The organism is Aeromonas sp. 603757 (genome assembly GCF_049171255.1).
Taxonomy (GTDB): domain Bacteria; phylum Pseudomonadota; class Gammaproteobacteria; order Enterobacterales; family Aeromonadaceae; genus Aeromonas; species Aeromonas veronii_A.
In genome coordinates this window covers 91977-109505 of sequence record NZ_JAAKOE010000006.1, presented here as the reverse complement: position 1 = coordinate 109505, position 17529 = coordinate 91977, and the positions used below count along the sequence as shown (strand labels likewise).

General features: G+C 59.4%; 17 protein-coding genes. All 17 read left to right on the top strand.

Features of this window, described 5'->3' with window-relative positions:
• Positions 1-59 precede the first annotated feature (59 nt).
• The 17 genes from G5332_RS07900 (at position 60) to G5332_RS07820 (ending at position 17349) form a co-directional block, all read left to right on the top strand.
• Positions 60-923, top strand: coding sequence for an MSHA biogenesis protein MshI (locus G5332_RS07900; protein ID WP_227341524.1), 864 nt, complete (start codon positions 60-62; stop codon positions 921-923).
• A gap of 100 nt (positions 924-1023) precedes the next feature.
• On the top strand, positions 1024-1617 hold the full coding sequence (locus tag G5332_RS07895) for a PilN domain-containing protein (protein WP_128834786.1): 594 nt from the start codon (positions 1024-1026) through the stop codon (positions 1615-1617).
• Entirely contained in the window at positions 1617-2264 is a 648-nt protein-coding gene (gene pilO / locus G5332_RS07890) for a type 4a pilus biogenesis protein PilO (protein ID WP_128834788.1), read from the top strand. Before G5332_RS07895 ends, pilO begins: the two co-directional genes overlap by 1 nt.
• Positions 2257-2586 (top strand): SctD/MshK family protein, encoded by a 330-nt coding sequence (locus G5332_RS07885; protein ID WP_106844136.1) that lies wholly within the window; start codon positions 2257-2259, stop codon positions 2584-2586. Before pilO ends, G5332_RS07885 begins: the two co-directional genes overlap by 8 nt.
• Positions 2587-2656: 70 nt before the next feature.
• Positions 2657-4333 (top strand): pilus (MSHA type) biogenesis protein MshL, encoded by a 1677-nt coding sequence (gene mshL, locus G5332_RS07880; protein ID WP_216952745.1) that lies wholly within the window; start codon positions 2657-2659, stop codon positions 4331-4333.
• Between the two features lie 92 nt (positions 4334-4425).
• Positions 4426-5322 (top strand): ExeA family protein, encoded by an 897-nt coding sequence (locus G5332_RS07875; protein WP_421311213.1) that lies wholly within the window; start codon positions 4426-4428, stop codon positions 5320-5322.
• On the top strand, positions 5319-6401 hold the full coding sequence (locus G5332_RS07870) for a tetratricopeptide repeat protein (RefSeq protein WP_266134568.1): 1083 nt from the start codon (positions 5319-5321) through the stop codon (positions 6399-6401). Before G5332_RS07875 ends, G5332_RS07870 begins: the two co-directional genes overlap by 4 nt.
• Before the next feature lie 73 nt (positions 6402-6474).
• Positions 6475-8184, top strand: coding sequence for an MSHA fimbrial ATPase MshE (gene mshE / locus G5332_RS07865; RefSeq protein ID WP_106844139.1), 1710 nt, complete (start codon positions 6475-6477; stop codon positions 8182-8184).
• 3 nt (positions 8185-8187) lie between these two features.
• On the top strand, positions 8188-9408 hold the full coding sequence (locus tag G5332_RS07860; protein WP_005340027.1) for a type II secretion system F family protein: 1221 nt from the start codon (positions 8188-8190) through the stop codon (positions 9406-9408).
• A gap of 145 nt (positions 9409-9553) precedes the next feature.
• A complete protein-coding gene (locus G5332_RS07855; protein WP_128834793.1) occupies positions 9554-10015 on the top strand; it encodes a hypothetical protein in 462 nt (153 codons plus the stop codon).
• A 77-nt stretch (positions 10016-10092) separates the two neighbouring features.
• Positions 10093-10764 carry a prepilin-type N-terminal cleavage/methylation domain-containing protein gene (locus G5332_RS07850; RefSeq protein ID WP_106844142.1) on the top strand — a complete coding sequence of 224 codons (672 nt, stop codon included), beginning with the start codon at positions 10093-10095 and terminating at the stop codon, positions 10762-10764.
• Between the two features lie 14 nt (positions 10765-10778).
• Positions 10779-11210, top strand: coding sequence for a prepilin-type N-terminal cleavage/methylation domain-containing protein (locus G5332_RS07845; protein WP_106844143.1), 432 nt, complete (start codon positions 10779-10781; stop codon positions 11208-11210).
• A gap of 58 nt (positions 11211-11268) precedes the next feature.
• Positions 11269-11757: a type II secretion system protein gene (locus tag G5332_RS07840; RefSeq protein ID WP_128834795.1), complete on the top strand. Its 489-nt coding sequence runs from the start codon at positions 11269-11271 to the stop codon at positions 11755-11757.
• On the top strand, positions 11744-12304 hold the full coding sequence (locus tag G5332_RS07835; protein WP_421249447.1) for a type IV pilus modification PilV family protein: 561 nt from the start codon (positions 11744-11746) through the stop codon (positions 12302-12304). Before G5332_RS07840 ends, G5332_RS07835 begins: the two co-directional genes overlap by 14 nt.
• Entirely contained in the window at positions 12304-13233 is a 930-nt protein-coding gene (locus tag G5332_RS07830; protein ID WP_421249448.1) for a PilW family protein, read from the top strand. Before G5332_RS07835 ends, G5332_RS07830 begins: the two co-directional genes overlap by 1 nt.
• Entirely contained in the window at positions 13223-13696 is a 474-nt protein-coding gene (locus G5332_RS07825; RefSeq protein WP_421249449.1) for an MSHA biogenesis protein MshP, read from the top strand. The genes G5332_RS07830 and G5332_RS07825 overlap by 11 nt, the downstream gene beginning before the upstream one ends.
• On the top strand, positions 13693-17349 hold the full coding sequence (locus G5332_RS07820; RefSeq protein WP_421311212.1) for a DUF6701 domain-containing protein: 3657 nt from the start codon (positions 13693-13695) through the stop codon (positions 17347-17349). Before G5332_RS07825 ends, G5332_RS07820 begins: the two co-directional genes overlap by 4 nt.
• Positions 17350-17529 lie beyond the last annotated feature (180 nt).

The window sequence follows — 17529 nt, the reverse complement described above, 5'->3', positions numbered from 1 at the left end:
TAATCTGCTGTTTATGTTAATATTTCATACATTTAATCACTATTGATGGGCGGGCTTACATGAAAAAACTGTTCAGACGGTCGACGCCAAGCCGCCAGGTCGGGCTCTTGTTGGCCAATGACAGGATCATGCTGGCTGCAGTGGGCAATCCCCCCGTCTTCGCGACGCGCACCATCAACGGCCCACAGGAGTGGGCTGTGGCCATGAACGAGCTGTTCAGCCGTTATGGGCTGGCCAAGTCTAAAGTGCGGGTAGCCCTCGCCGCCAGCCTTTATCAACAGATCCAGATCGACAAGCCTGCCGTGCCTGACGCCGAGATGGCGGGGGCGCTCCCCTGGGCCATCAAGGACTATGTCAGCGAACCCGTGCTGCAACTGGCGATGGATTATGTGGACTTGCCCACCCCGCCTGCCGGTCGTCCGCGCATCAATGTGATCTGCCTGCCCAAGAGCCGGGTGCAACAGCTGGCCGATGCCATCAACGGCATCGCCACCCTGCAATCCATCATCAGCGACGAGCTGGCGCTCACCTCTCTCTATGAAGCGGATGACACTGTGCGCATGCTGCTGTGGCAGCCCAAGGGGCAGGATCTGCAACTGCTGGTCTTCCATCAGGGGGGGCTCTGCTTCTCCCGCCAGCTGCGCGGTTTCACCAGCCTGACCGGCGAACATGAGCCTGACGCCATGCTGCTCGATTCACTGGCGCTGGAGATCCAGCGCTCCCTCGACTATCTGGCGGGCCAGCTCAAATTGCCCGAGCTGGGGCAGATGCAGTTTGCCGTCGCTTCGCCCTTTATCGGTACCCTGGTGCGTCACATGGAGCAGACCTTCGGCTTTGCCGTCTCCGCCATGGCCAACAAGGCGGTGCTGGCCGGCGTCGAATACCTCTCGGCTTATGCTGCCGCATTGGGGGATCATCAATGAGAGTGTTATTCCCCCTTGCTGCCATGGTCAACAAGACAATGTTGCTGGCTGGCGTCGAATACCTTTCTGCCTACGCAGCCGCCATCGGGGAGGATGCGTGATGAAACGTCAGATAAACCTCTATGGTGCCGAGTTTCGTCCCAAGCGGCAGTGGGCCAGCCTCAATCAGATGGCGTTGGTATGGGGTGTTGCGCTGTTGCTGATCCTGCTGACGGCTATCGGTTACAGCTGGCAGCAGCAACAGGTCAGCCGGGCGCTAGCGCAACGCACCGCCGAGCTGGAGCTCAAGCGCAGCGAGGCCAGACGCCTCGATGCCGAGCTGGCGCGCCATCAGGCGGATCCCCGGCTGCAACAGCAACTGGTCAATAAACGGGATGAGCTGACCGCCAAGCAGGGGTTGATGCGTCAGCTCGGTAGCCTGTCTCTGCAAAAATCCCAGGGCTATGCCAGCGTGATGGCGGATCTCTCCCGCATTCGCAGCAGCAACCTCTCGTTGCAGCGCATCGAGATCAACGAAGGGCGGATCAACCTCTCCGGTTTTGCCGGACGCAGTCAGGATGTGCCGGCCTGGGTCAACCGCTTCAAGCAGACCCCGAGTCTGGTAGGCAAGGAGTTTGGTGAACTGACCCTCGGCCGTGACGAGGAGGGTCGTCTGACCTTCCAGTTGAGCGGCATCGCGCGGGAGAAACCCTGATGAACCTGAAAGCACAATGGCAGGCGTGGGGCCAGCGTATCGCCCGGTTGAGCCAGCGGGAGCGGGTGTTGATCCTGCTTACCGGTCTGGTTTTGCTGGGCGCTGGCAGCATCTACGGTTGGCTCGATGGCGCCGATACCCGCCTGCAGCAGGATCGCATGGCCCTGAGCGCCGCCGAGCGCGACCTCGAAATCATGGAGCTGGAGAACCTCGGCAAACAGGCTCGGCTCAAGTGGGATCCCAATCAGGGCGTTCGCGACCAGCTGGCGCAGGTCGAAGCGGATCTGGCCCGGATCGACGATGAGCTGAAGGCCCAGACCGTCGATCTGATCCCGGCGCACGAGATGCCGCAGGTGCTGGAGGCGCTGCTCTCCCGCTCCGCCAACCTTCACATGCTGGCGCTCAGTTCGCTGGAGCCGACCCCGCTGATGGCGGGAGAACAGAAGGTCAATCTCTACAAACATGGTATCCGGCTTCAGCTTGAAGGTGGCTATTTCGATGTTTATCAATATCTTAAAGCGCTGGAAGCCTTGCCGCGCCACTTTTACTGGAAGCAGTTCGACTACCGGGTCAAATCCTATCCCGGCGCGGTGGTGGAGATGGAGATCTACACCCTGAGTACCAGCAAGGAGTTTATCCGTGGCTAGAGTGTTTGCGTTGTGCTGTTGCCTGTTCAGCGTGCTGGTAAAGGCGGAGCAGGTCGAGGTATTGCAGGATCCCACCGCACCGCTGGCGGATGTGGCGATTGGCGCCCGTGCGACCGGCGAGAGCAACACCGGTTTACCGAAGCTGCAGAGTGTGGTGCTGGGCAATGGCCCGGCGCTGGCGGTGCTCAATGGCAAGAGTTATCGGGTCGGGCAACAGGTGGATGGCTATACGCTGGTGGCCATCACGGCAGATGCCGTGGTGCTGGAAAAGGCGGGCAAACGCCACGCGGTCACACTCTTTGCCAGCAAGATCCGGGTTTGAGTCGTGCTTGCCTTTCGAGAGGTGGAGCGGCTTTATCGAGTTTAATTGCAAGTCAGGGTGCTCTAATTACATGAAAAAACACCGTCTCTGTCTGATCACCATGGCCATGATGGCCGCAGGCTGTACCACGTATCAGCACCCCGAGCCGACCCAGGCCAAGGATGCTCTCAAACAGGCCATGAACGAACAGCAGAAGCAGGCTGCCCCGCTGACCGCCTTGCCCAAATCGGTGCAGAGTGAATTGCTGCAGCTGAACCGGCCGCAGATGCCGGTCGGCATGCCGGAGAAGCGGCTGCGCATCGCGGCTCACGACGTGGAGGCGGTGGAGTTTTTCGGTTCCCTGTTCAAGGGCTCCCGCTACAGCGTGGCGGTTCATCCCGGGGTGGCCGGGCTGGTCTCGGTCGAGCTCAAGGATGTGACCCTGCCGGAGGTGCTGGCGGTGGTAGGTGACATGTATGGCTTCGACGTGCAGCGCAAGGGCAATGTCTTCCACATCTATCCGGCGGGTCTGCGCACCGAAACCATTCCGGTCAACTATCTGATGATGTCCCGCCGTGGCCTATCCCGCACCTCGGTCAGCACCGGCGGAGTGACTGCCAATGACAACAACAATGGCAGCAATAACAGCAGTTTCGACAGCGCGTCCAACAACAGCGGCAGCAACAGCTCCTCCAGCAACAACTCGAGCGGTGACAACAGCAACGGTACCCGGATCGAGACTGACACCAACAGCGACTACTGGACCGATCTGCGCGACTCCCTGCAGACCCTGATTGGCACGGGTGATGGTCGCGCCGTGATTACCAGCCCGCAGGCGGGTCTGGTCACTATTCGCGCCTATCCGAAGGAGCTCAAGGCGGTACGTGAATTCCTCAATCAATCCGAGAGTCACCTCAAGCGCCAGGTGGTGCTGGAGGCGCGGATCATCGAAGTCGCCCTCAACGAAGGGTATGAGCAGGGGGTTGACTGGAGCGGTCTCTCCGCCAGTTGGGATGGCGGCAAGGGTATTACCGGCGGCCAGTCACTTGCCAAGACCCAGCTGCCCACCACCCCCAACCAGATCTTCAGTGCGCTGGGCGGCGGCGCCGGTTTCACGATCTCTGATGGCAACTTCGAGGTGGCGGTCAACCTGCTCAAGACCCAGGGCGATGTGAATACCCTCTCCAGCCCGAGGGTCACTGCGACCAACAACCAGAAGGCGGTGATCAAGGTGGGGACGGACGAATATTTCGTCACCAATGCCTCGACCACTACGGTGACCTCGACCGGCACGGCCGAACCTATCGTGACCCCCAATGTGGAGCTGACCCCCTTCTTCTCCGGTATTGCGCTGGACGTAACGCCGCAAATCGATGAAGAGGGCAAGGTGCTGCTCCATATCCACCCTTCCGTTATCGACACAGAAGAGCAGAAGAAGACCATCAACGTCGGTACCGCCAAACCGCTGGAGCTGCCGCTCGCCAAGAGCTCGATCCGCGAGTCCGATACCGTGGTGCAGGCCAATAACGGCGACATTATCGTCATCGGTGGTCTGATGAAGACCGACAAGCAGGAGATCGTCAGCAAGGTGCCGCTGCTGGGAGATATTCCCTGGGTGGGCGAAGCCTTTACCAATCGTCGCGAGAGCACCAAGAAGGTGGAGCTGGTGATCATGCTCAAACCGACCGTGGTGGAGAAAGATACCTGGCAAAACGAGCTGCAGCGTTCCGCAGATCTGCTCGACAAGTGGTATCCGGCGAAGGGGTAAGCCATGAGCTGGCGATTGGCATCTTTCCATTCCGCCGTACTGCGGGCCGAGGCTCGCGGTCGCAGGTTCCCCGTACTGGCTGGTGAGCGCCCATGTACCTGAGCCACTTCGGCCTGCAGGAGGCGCCGTTCGGCCTCACCCCCAATACCGGCTTCTACTACGGCCTGCCCCCTCACGAGGAGGCGCAACAGGTGCTCAATTGGGCGCTGGCGCAAGGGGAGGGATTTATCAAGGTGACCGGCGAGGTGGGTACCGGCAAGACCCTGCTCTGCCGAAAACTGCTGAGCGAGCTGGGCTCGGAAGAGTGCCCGGTGCGGCTCGCCTGGTTGCCCAATCCCCACCTCAGCCCGGCCGAGCTGCGCACAGCGCTGGCGCTGGAACTGGGGTTGTCGGTGCGGGAGCAGAGTGAGCTGGATCTTACCGATCGCATCCATCGTCACCTGATCAGCCTGCACCAGCAGGGCAGTCGGGTGGTGGTGCTGATCGATGAGGCCCAGGCGCTGCCTGACGAGACGCTGGAGGCGATTCGCCTGTTTGGCAATCTCGAGACCGAATCGAGCAAGCTGCTGCAGATTGTGCTGTTCGGCCAGCCGGAGCTGGATATCAGACTGGCCAGGCCCCACCTGCGCCAACTGCGCCAGCGGATCGGCTTTTCATACTGCCTGCGCCCGCTGCGCTTTGACGAGACCCGCGCCTATCTGGAGCACAGATTGCAGGTCTCCGGCTACCGCGGGGCACCACTGTTTGCCGGCCGCGCCATGCGGATGCTGTGGCGGGCCTCGCGAGGGATCCCGAGACTTATCAACATCCTGGCGCACAAGTGCCTGATGCTGGCCTACGGTCAGGGGAGGCGCCGGATCGATAGCCGTCTGGTGAGGCTCGCCATTCGCGATACCGACGATGCCAGCCGCTTTGCGCCATTGCGCTGGTGGCCCCTGTTACTGTTACTGTTGCTGGGGTGCGCCCTGGCTGATGGAGTCTGGCCATGAGCGTTATCAACCAGATGCTGAAAGATCTGGATCGGCGCCAGCAAGGCGCCGAGGGAACTGCCGTCTATATTGCCCCTGCGCGCCAGCAGGGGTGGTGGATGTTGCTGCTGACCCTGATCTGTGGTCTGGCATTGGGGATCCTCGGTTGGCGCACCTGGATCTACTGGCAGCAGACACACCCTGTCGTCGCCGCCAGCGAAGTGGTGGTTCCCGATGTGGTGACACGGGCCGCCGAGCCAGTCAATCCGCCCGAGCCGGTCGCAGTGGCCGCTGCGCTGCCGTTGCCGGGTGGGGATGAGAGAGTGGCTGATACCGCTGGCGGGCAGGTAGAGGGAGAGATGGCCGATGGTGCCCCCTTTGATGCCTCCAGCGATGTTGACGATTCGGAGCCGACCGATGAAGAGCTGCAGCCCGAGCTCTACGCCGAACTGGCGGCAGAGCAGCAGGCTGTCGCCAGCGCCCCGCGTAAACCGGGCATATTGAAGATCGAGACGGTCGAGCTGTCGGCCAAGGAGCTGGCGGCACTGGCGGAGCGCAAGGCGACGACCGCCATGGCCAAGGGAAGCCTGCGGGATGCGCAGGACAACTACTATCAGGTGCTGGCCCACGATCCCTATAACCAGGGGGCGCGCGAGCAACTGGCGGGGTTGCTCTACGGCGAGGGGCGCCTGACCGAGGCGCGCCAGCTGCTGGAGGAGGGGATCCGGCTCGATCCCCAACAGGCCGATTTTCGTCTGCTGCTGGCCCGTCTTGCCATCAACGAGGGGCAGCAACAGCAGGCGCTTGGCTGGTTGTCCGGTTATCAACCTGATCTTGCCAGCAACCTGGACTATTACGCCACTTGGGCGGGTCTGACCCAGGAGCTGGGTCAAAATGCCGATGCGGCGGCGCTCTATGTGAAGCTGCTGCGCCAGCAGCCGGATCAGGGCCGCTGGTGGCTTGGTCTCGGTGTCGCCGAGGATGGTCAGGGGCACAGCCAGCGGGCACTCGATGCCTATCGCAACGCCCTGCTGCACGGCAATCTCGGCGAGGCGTCGACCAACTGGCTGGAACAACGAATTGGCCAACTAACCCCTTGATAAACGCAGATTCGATGAGCGAAGCCTCATCGGATGCGGCAACGGGTGTGAAGTAACAGATATCGGAGCAAACATGGCACAACCCAGACTGAAAATGCGCCTCGGCGACCTGCTGGTTCAGGAGCAGATCATCTCTGATGATCAGTTGCAGCTTGCCCTGCAGCAGCAGCGTCAGACCGGACGCAAACTGGGTACCACTCTGATTGACCTCGGCTTTATCAGCGAGGTACAGCTGCTGCAGTTCCTCGCTCGCCAGCTGGATGTACCCTTCTTCGATCTCAATAACCTCACCATCGATGCCGCCGCGGTGCCGCTGCTGCCCGAAGTGCAGGCGCGCCGTTATCGGGCGCTGGCGGTCAACCTTACCGACGACAAGGTGACGGTAGCCATGTCGGATCCGGCGGACTTGAGTGCGCTGGATGCCATTGCTGCCTTGCTGAGCCCGCGGGAGATGGTGCTGGCGGTCGCGCGGGAAGGGCAGTTGCTGGACTATTTTGACCGCCTCTATCGCCGCACCCGCGAGATTGAGAGCTTCGCCGAACAGCTGCAGGAGGAGTATCAGGACTCCGGCTTCGAGTTGGGTTCAGGTAATCTGGGGGCCAATGACGAGGGGGAGGCGACGGTGGCCAAGCTGCTGCGCTCCCTGTTCGAGGATGCGGTGCAGGTGGGAGCGTCGGATATCCACATCGAGCCGGACGAGAAGGTGCTGCGCATTCGCCAGCGGATCGACGGCATCCTCCACGAGAATATCCTCAACGAGGTGCGCATCGCCCAGGCGCTGGTGCTGCGTCTCAAGCTGGTGGCCGGGCTCGATATCTCCGAGAAGCGCTTGCCGCAGGATGGCCGTTTCAACATGAAGGTGCGCGGCCGTGATGTGGATGTGCGGATGTCCACCATGCCGGTGCAGTATGGCGAGTCTGTGGTGATGCGTCTGCTGGATCAATCCTCCGGCATCCTGTCGCTGACCGAGACCGGCATGCCGCCGGAGATCCTGACCCGTTTCCGTCGTCAGCTCAAACGCCCGCACGGCATGATCCTGGTGACCGGCCCCACCGGTAGCGGCAAGACCACCACCCTCTATGGCGCTCTCTCCGAGCTCAACCAGTCCAGCAACAAGATCATCACGGTCGAAGATCCGGTGGAGTATCGTTTGCCCCGTATCAGCCAGGTGCAGGTCAATCCCAAGATCGGTCTCACCTTTTCCCACGTGTTGCGTTCTACCCTGCGTCAGGATCCGGACATCCTGCTGGTGGGTGAGATGCGTGACAACGAGACGGTGGAGATCGGCCTGCGTGGCGCCATCACCGGTCACCTGGTGCTGACCACCCTGCACACCAACGATGCGGTGACCAGTGCCTTGCGCCTTATCGACATGGGGGCGCCCGGCTATCTGGTGGCGAGTGCCCTGCGGGCTGTGGTCGCCCAGCGGCTGGTGCGGCGGGTATGTGAGCACTGCGTCGAGGAGAAGGCGCCCGACGAAGGGCAGGCCACCTGGCTCACCGTGCTTTCCGGCGAGGCGCCTGGCCAGCATACCTATCACAAGGGCCGGGGTTGCCAGAGCTGCAACTTTACCGGTTATTCCGGCCGGATCGGGGTCTACGAGCTACTGGAGCTGGATCAGCCGATGATGGATGCCCTGCGCCGCAACGATGCGGAAGGGTTCGCCAAGGCGGCCCGTCAACACGAACACTACCGGCCGCTGGCCCTCACTGCCCTCGATTATGCCCGTCAGGGGATCACCTCGGTGGATGAGGTGTTGCGACTGGCCGAGGATTTGGGGTAAGCGATGGCTAACTTTGCTTACAAGGGGCGTGACAGCCAGGGCAACGCCACCAGTGGCGTGGTCGAAGCGGCCAACGAGATGGCGGCCGCCGAGCAGCTGATGCGCCGTGGTGTGATGCCCACCGAGCTCAAACCGGGCAAGGCCAAGTCCGCCGCCATCGACTGGTCACTGTTGCTGGAAGGTGGCGTCAAGCTGGATGAGCTGGTGATCTTCAGCCGCCAGATGTATGCCCTGACCCGGGCCGGGATCCCGATCCTGCGTGCCATCGCCGGGTTGGAGGAGAGTACCCACAGCAAGCCGCTCAAGCGGGCGCTTCACTCGCTGGGGGAAGATCTTGGCAACGGTCGCCCGCTCTCCAGCTCGATGCAGGCGCACCCCAAGGTATTCAGCAGCCTGTTCGTCGCCATCATCCATGTGGGTGAGAACACAGGTCAGCTGGAAGAGTCCTTTTTGCAGCTCGCCAACTATTTCGAGCTGGAGCTGGAGACTCGCAAGCGGATCAAGACCGCGATGCGCTACCCCAGCTTCGTGATGATCGCCATCGGTATCGCCATGGTGATCCTCAATATCATGGTGATCCCGGTGTTTGCCGGCATGTTCGCCAAATTCGGGGTGGAGTTGCCGCTGGCGACCCGCATTCTGCTCGCCACCTCGCACTTTTTTGTCAACTACTGGTGGCTGCTGCTCGCTATTCTGGCGGGGATGGTGTTCGGTTGGCGCCGCTGGGTCGCCACCACCAAGGGCAAGCTGACCTGGCACCGCTGGCAGCTCAAGTTGCCGATCGTCGGCACCATCATAGAGCGCTCCCTGCTGGCCCGTTTTGCCCGCAGTTTTTCCATGATGCTCAAGGCAGGGGTGCCGCTGAACACCGCGCTGACCCTGGTGGCCGATGCGGTGGATAACGCCTATATGGCGGGGCGGGTACGGGATATGCGCGCCGGTATCGAGCGGGGCGAGAGCCTGCTTCGCACCGCCAGCAGCAGCGGCCTGTTCACCCCGCTGGTGATGCAGATGATCGCCGTGGGTGAGGAGACCGGTCAGGTCGATGACCTGCTGCACGAAGCGGCCGAGTATTACGAGCGCGAGGTGGATTATGACCTCAAGAGTCTCACCGCCCGCATCGAGCCGATCCTGATCGGGATCGTGGCAGTAATGGTGTTGATCCTGGCGCTGGGTATCTTCACGCCTATGTGGGACATGATGAGGGCCGTAAGAGGCAAGTAACCCCGTATCTTCACGCCAGAATGGTGGGACATGATGCGAGCGGGATGTGAGTGGTTCGTAGCAAGTAACTCGGCATCTTCACACCTGAGTGGCTGGGCATGATGAGCGTCGTAAGAGGCAATAGGGCGAGGGAGTCGAGGAGTGGATGAACAGACAGACACAACAGGATGATCGCTGGCTGGCCGGATATCGGCGGATCGCCGTGATAATCCTGCTGATGGTGATCGTCACGACCCTGGTGCGCAGCTATCAGATCAACCGGGAGGAGGCGCAACAGCTTTCGCTCACCCTGCTGGGAGAGCAATTTGCGGAGCGGGCACAGCGTTTGCACGGGATCTGGCTGAATGAACGGCGCCCCGACACCCTGCATAGCGCGGGTCATGGTTGGCAATTTGATGAGCGTGGCTGGCCACTCGGACTGTTGCCCCTGCAATCACCATCAGAAAATTGTCGTCAGTTGTGGCTGGCGTTGGTGGGAGAGACGGAGGGGGGCATGCCACCCTTGCAGTTTCTGGCCCGCCCCGATGGCAGCGGGTGCGAGATGGGGTGGGATGGTTATTGGCTGGTTTATCTGTTTTCCGACGGGCGAGTGATTAAAAAGCCTTGAATGAGGCTAATCATATGACCCAACTACATGATTTTTTTAGGTCTGCATGAAATAATATCGGCCATTACCAAGGGAGCATGAAAATGAAACCAATGGCACCATCAATGCCAAATAACGGGATGACAAGAGTGACCGCCGGCTTCTCCCTGATTGAGCTGGTGATCGTTATCGTGATCCTGGGGATCCTGGCGGTAACAGCATTGCCCCGTTTTCTGGATGTAACCGACGAGGCGAAAAAGGCCAGCGTCGAGGGCGTCTCGGGTGGTTTTGCAACAGGAGTGTCGCTAGTGCGGGCCCAGTGGGAAGCGGAAGGGCGCGCCAAACAGGATAGCCTCAATACCGTGCTCTATGACGGCAGCCGCTTCTATCTGACCACGCCGACCGATGCCCAGATCAGCAACGGCGAGTTGTCTCCCGGCTATCCCATGGATACTGCGGCTAGCGGCAATCCGGATGTGGATCCGGCCAATCTGAGCGCAGAGCGTTGTCTCAAGATTTGGGAGGGGTTGCTGCAAAACCCGCCCAAGGCTACGGCCAACTTCAATGAAGTACGCGGTAGCGGCAATGACCTGAAATACTATGCCACTGTGAGCAGTAATGGACTGGATTCGGTCTGTCGTTACTATCTGGTCAATAGTTTGAGTAAGGGCAGCGATGGCAAGTATCAGGATCCGCAAGGCAGTACTGATGCATTCATGAGTTTCAGTTACCGTCCGGCGTCCGGTCAGGTGACTACCAACATCAATTGACAGAGGAAAGTGAAATGAAAAAACAGGCGGGTTTTACCCTGATCGAACTGGTTATCGTGATCATTATTCTGGGGATTCTGGCGGTCACCGCTGCACCCAAGTTCCTGAATCTGCAGGATGATGCGCGTAAAGCAGCTGCTGATGGGGTCAAAGCATCACTACAGAGTGCGGCTCAGATGATTTACAGTAAGGCGGCTATCCAAGGTATTGAAAACTCTTCTTCGGCAGTCTCTGTTGCTGGCACTACCGTCGATGCCAAGTATGGCTATCCGACAGTAGGTACCATTGCAAACGCCGTTACTTTAGATGGGTGGGATGAAGTATCTGCATCCAAAGGGACCTTCAAGCCCAAGGCGGCTGGCAATAACGCTAATTGCCAAGTTAAATACAATGAGGCCACTTCAGCCGCTGCATTCAGTGTTGATGTGACAGGTTGTAGCAACTGATTGAATTATCAAGCGAGGCTTTGGCCTCGCTTTCTTCTTTCCCCCTATGAGAAAAACCATGCCTGCAACCAAGGGCTTTACCCTGATTGAACTGGTTGTGGTGATCCTGTTACTCGGGATTCTCGCCGCCTTTGTCGTGCCCAAATGGCTGGGCAAAGGCGGCGTTGAAACTCAAACTGTGCGTGATGAACTGCTGACCCGTCTGCGGTTGGTACAGACCGTCAATATGCATGAGCCTGCCAACCGCTGTACCCTGCTGGTGGTCGCCTCTCCCCGTTTTGCCCACCGTACTTATGCGGCGTGTCCCGCCAGCGATGATCTGGGCAGTGGTTGGACCGATAACCTGCGCACCCGTGGTCGGCTGGTGACCGCCTCTGACGGAATCACGCTTTCCCTGAACAGCAACAGAAGCTTCGTACTCCGCTTCGATCAGATGGGCAGACCGCTAGGCAGCTGTGCCAACGGTTGTACCTTGCTGGTGAGTGATGGTCGCGAAACCAGCCGCATCCAGATTGAGTCTGAGGGGTATATCCATGAGATCCCTTAAGCGCGGCTTTACCCTGATTGAGCTGATCGTTGGCATAGTGCTGCTGGCGGTGGCCTTGACCGGCATATTGGGGTTACTCATCAATCAGGCGCCGCAGGCGGTAGACCCGGTGCAGCAGGTACGCGCCGCCCAGCTGGCCCAGCGCATCTCCGGCGAGATCCTGCAAAAGTCGTTTGATGAACATTCGGATCATAATGGTGGCCGTTATCGTTGTGGCGAGCAGGTGGCGGGGGTGAACATAGCTCCCTGCTCCGGCAGTTATGGCCCCGATGGTGAGCCGGCTCCCTACGCCTATAACGATGTGGATGACTTCGATACTGCGGGAAACTGGCGGGATGCCAGCTGGTTTACCCAGACGGCGGCGGGGATCAGCGGCGAGGAGTATCGCAACTATCAGGTCAGGATTGCGGTCAGCGCCGTCGATTTTAGCGATGGCACCTTCAAGAGTTGTACCGCACCCTGTTCTGTGGGCAAGCGGATTGATCTGCAGATCAAGCTGCCGGATGAGAGCGTACTCGACTTCTCCTTCTACCGGGGGAACTACTGATGAATCGTTCCGCTGTCGGGGGTTGCCTGCCTGTCCGAAAGTCCGCTCCTGTAACCACTTCCGGCTTCCGATTATGTCTGGCGGCTAGTCGAACTTACCGTAAACCTGGGGGTAACAGTGGCTTTACCCTGGTCGAGCTGGTGATGGTGATCCTGCTGCTGGGCATCATGGCGACATTTACCAGCCAGTTTATCGGCATCGGCAGCCAGATCTATGGCGATGCCAGCAGTCGTGAACAGTTGATGAGCGATGCCCGTTTCGCCATGGAGCGGCTTAACCGCGAACTGCGCGATGCGGTGCCAGGATCGGAGCGGATCGAGACGCTTGATGGTACCTGGGTTGACTCGGGGGCTTGCCTGCGGTTCTGGCCTATCAGCACCTCCAGCCGCTATCTGGCGCTTAACCGTGCCATGTCGGGGAGCACGGCCACCCTTGAGCTGGTGATGGCGACCCCGGCTTCTGCTGCCAGCCCGTCGAGTGCAGATCCGTTAGCCGTCGGCAAAGGTGACTGGATGATCGTTTTCCCGGTACCTGACCCAAGTGCAGGGTCGCTGCTGAGCAATTGTGAATATGGCCGCTGTGTGGCCAGGGTTGCTGATGTGCTGGCGCCCGTCTCCGGCGCACAAACGATCCGCTATACCAATAGCGAGAGTCTGGCTGGCCTCTCTCCCGGTAGCCGTGTCTACTTTGCCAATCAACAGGTACGTTATTGCGTTGATGGGGGCACCCTCACTCGTGCCAGTGCCGCAATCGGTGCTCCTTTACCTGCGCAAGGCGTGCTGATGGCAGAGTCGCTCCGCGCTGGCGGTTTCTATCGGGAAACATCGGCATTCAACGCGGAAGGGGAGTTTGGCATGCGGTTCTTGTTCGAACGCAAGGGGGAGTCGGTCACCTTCAACCACAAGATAGAGGTGTTCAATGTGCCCTGATCCACAGGCTTTCGGACGGATGCGAGGCAGTGCCTTGATGATCGCCCTGTTTGTGATTGTGGTGATGGCGCTGCTGGCGGCTGCAATGGGCCGTTTTCTGGTCGATAGCGGCGAGAAAAATACCGTGGAGGTGCGCAGCGTGCGGGCTCTGCTGGCCGCCCAGAGCGGGCTGGAGATTGCTCTGTATCAGCTGTTTCCGAACCGGCCTGCTGCGCCATCTCCCCAGGATCGTTGTGACTGGATCAGCCCGACCCCCTCGTTCACCGGCGTTACCGGTCTGGTGCAGTGCCAAGTTGCTGTGCGTTGCACTCAGGTTCCGGTGACCTATAACGGTGCCGTGACTAATGGCTATCGTCTCGAGAGTGTCGGAACCTGTGGTTCCTCTGAACTGGATAGTGCGAGTCCCGATTTTGCCGTGAGCAGAACTCTGATGCTTGAAGCGTATGACGGAGGCGGACAATGAAATGGGTATGGGCGCTTGCCCTCTTTACTGGCCATGTCTGGGCCTTCGACCCTATCGACACAGGCACGCTCTTTCCGGATGTGGTGCAAGGGCATCATGGCAACAACAATAACGTTTGCCATCAGATTAGCGGCTACCAGCTTAGCCAACTCAACAACGCCAAGATCAACGGTTCCGGCGGTTTGCCTCTCAACTTCTGCTCCATCCAGCCGGATCAGAACAATACGCCGCGCTGCGATGATGGTACTGGCGGCTACATGGTTTGTAGCGTTACTGGCAAAGATATCCGCGGGCTGTCCCTGAGCGGGAATAATGCTTTTCCCGCCATCACCTCCAATTCGACCCAGCTCTGTTCGTTCGGTGCGCAAACGGCTTCCAGTACCTCTTATGGTGCGATGACGGTAGAAAACTGCACTACGACGTTCCCCAGCCGCAGCACCTACCTGATCAAGACGCTGACAGTGCGCAACAACGCGATCCTGGTGCTGGGGGAGGGGGATTACTTCATCGACAAGCTGATTCTGGACAGCGGTACCATCCGTCTCTCAGGCAGTGGCACCACCCGGATTTTCGTCAATCAGGATGTCAAGCTGGTCAATACGGTCAATATCAATGCCAATAATCAGGGCAGTCTCATCTGGGTTAACTATAACGACATGGTGATCGACAACCGCACCACGTTTTATGGTTATCTCTATGCCGATGGGAAGCTCACCATGAACAATAATGCCACCGTCTATGGCAGGGTGACGGCCCGCTATCTGGCCATGGATGCCCAGTCCAGCATCAATGAAGCGGTACTTCCGCCGATGCTGACCTGTTTTGTCGACGGTTTCGAAAGCAGCCAGATCAACCCCGACAGTTGGGTCGTGGCTCAGCGCAACAACAGCACATTGCCATCGGTGCAGAATGGTCGCCTGCGTCTCACCCAGAACGTCACCAACCAGGCCACGTCGGCCACTTTCCAGCGCCTCTTCCCCGGTGCAGGTAACCTGGTGACGGTCGAGTTCGATCAATACGCCTACAAGACTTCCGGCACAAGCGGGGCGGATGGCATGGCGGTGGTGCTCTCGGATGCCACCCTGACGCCACAACCTGGTGCATTTGGTGGCCCCCTGGGATACGGTTTCAAGACCGGGATCAGTGGTTTTGCGGGCGGCTGGCTTGGTGTCGGGATCGACGAATACGGCAACTACGCCAATGAGGGGGGGTCTTATAATATCGGCTCCCGACCGCAGGCCGTCTCTATTCGCGGATCCGGCTCCGGTACCTCCGGTTACCGCTACCTGGCCGGAACCGCCAGCAATCTCAACCCGACCGTCGACAGCGGTACCAACAGCAATCGCCCCCACCGCTATCGCATTACGGTCGACTCTCGCACGGCGGGCAACTCGGTGGCCACCGTCGAACGGGATAGCGGTGACGGGTTTCGTACGCTCGTTGGTCCAATCAACATGACGAGCCAGACCGGCCAAGCGACAGTACCGGGCAACTTCCTGCTGTCATTGACTGGGTCCACCGGGTCGGTGACCAACTTCCACGAGATCGATAACGTGCGGATCTGTGCGCTGCGTTCCAGTCCAGTGGGCACCCAGATCGATCATTTCGAATTCGATCACAGCGGCAATGCGCTGACCTGCAACCCTGAAACCCTGACCATTCGGGCCTGTGCCAATGCCGACTGCAGCCTGTTGGTGACCGAACCCGTGACTGCCACCCTGCAACCCGCAACGAGTAGCAGCGGTGGTTGGGTGGGAGGCAATCAAGTGAGCTTCAGCGGAGGAACCACCACGCTGGCGCTGCGACAGAATACCGCCGGTACGGTGACCGTCGGGGTCAGCGGCTCGACGCCCTCGACCAAACCGTTGAGTACCACCCTGTGCCGGGTTGGCGGTGGCGCCAAGAGTGCGGCTGCCTGTACGCTCACCTTTGCCGACAGCGGATTTATCTTCGACGTGCCCGACACCTACTCGAACCAGCCGCAGACGGTGACCATCAAGGCGGTCAAAAAGAGCGATGTGACCAAGCAGTGTGTGCCGGGGTTTGCCAGCCAGAGCAAGAGCGTCAAGTTCTGGAGCAGCTATATCACCCCCACCAGTAACCCCTATAACAGCCAGATGAGCGTCAACAGCAGTACGATTGGTGCCAGTCAGGGGGCTGCAACGCCGCTCTCCCTCGTATTCGATGCGCAGGGGCAGTCGAGCATAACGGTTAAGTACCCGGATGCGGGCAAGGTGCAACTGGATGCTCGTTATGATGGTACTGGCAGTGAAGCCGGTCTGGTGATGCTAGGCGCGGATCAGTTTGTGGCTCGCCCGGTCGGTCTGTGCATCACGCCCCCGCAAGGGGTCTGCGCGGCAGGTGACAGCAGCTGTCCGGTATTCAAAAAAGCGGGGGAAACGTTCCAGGTAGATATCAAGGCGATGGCCTGGGAATCCGCCAATGATGGGGATATCTGCGTAGGGAATCAGACTACGCCCAACTTTGCCCTGCCCAATATTGCTCTGGGCAGTACGCTGGTGGCACCCAATCCGGGCACTAATGCAACGCTGGGTACTACCACCTATAACCATGTTGCTGCGGCCAACAGTATCAATAGCGTTAGCCAGACTGTGAGCGAGGTGGGAGTATTCCGGATGACGGCGACGCCGCCAGTCAATGGCTACTTCAATTACACCATCCCATCAACCCAGAGCCAGCCGGTGGGGCGTTTTATTCCTGCCGACTTCAATCTGGTGAGCGGCGACATAGTGCCAGCCTGCAATGCGTTCTCCTATATGGGGCAGCCCTTTGGCGTCATGCTGGATGTGCTGGCTCGTAATACGATGGGCGTACAGACCCGAAACTATACGGGGCCCTTTGCCAAGGGCGAAGCCTATCTCTCGGTTGCCAATGATAAGGATGGTAAATCCCTGTCGAGCCGCTTGCGCAGTCTGCAGCCGCTGCCATGGCTCGATGGCCGTGCGGCCTTGACTACCGGTAGCAGCGAGTTTGTGCGCCTCTCTGGCACGCAACCGGATGGTCCCTACAACTCTTTGTTGTTTGGTCTGTATATGAGGGATAACGATGGCGACAGAACGCTGATTGCCAGCCCGAATTTCAATGATGCCGTGGTAGGTAACTGCAGTGGCAGCGGCTGTAATGCCCGTCAGATAGACAGTGTGCCTATGAAAGCCTATTTTGGCCGCCTGCAGGCGGGCACGGCGGCGGGTCTGGCCTCGGCACCGCTGGCCATTCCACTGCAGATGCAATATTACGAAGGGGGCAACTGGCTGCAAAACAAGGAAGATCAATGTACCCAGTTCTCTTTGGCCAATCAGGGGTTCACTTTCCTCAATCCGAGTCACACCTTTGATGCGGCGACTCGCGAGCTGAATCTGGGGGCAGGTCGCAAGATCAAGCTGGGATTGGGCAGTTCGGCACCGGGTGGGGATGCTGCACTGGCGAAAGACGGGGAGATCCTGTTCCACTTTGCCAAGCCGGACATCTCGGTGCGCATCCCCTACAAGGTCGAATTGGCAAAACAGCCATCATCGCCACTCTGGTTGTCTGACCCAACGAGTGCCAATGACGGCAACCTGCAAGGTGAGGCCATTTTCGGCTCCAGCCGGGGTAATGACAGAATTATTTATCGGCGCGAAGTATTGCAGTAATTGATGTGTAAGGGGGGTTGGCTCAACAGCATCCCCCTAAATCCTTGTTTATTAGTGTTTGCAAGCGTGTGCGAGTGAGTGATGACTCGCATTTTTGTCGCGCCTGATTGATTGGCGACAGTTTGAGCGCTTGCCCATTGGGGTGGGCATTGGTAAAGTTAGCCGGTTTTCTGCACCTCC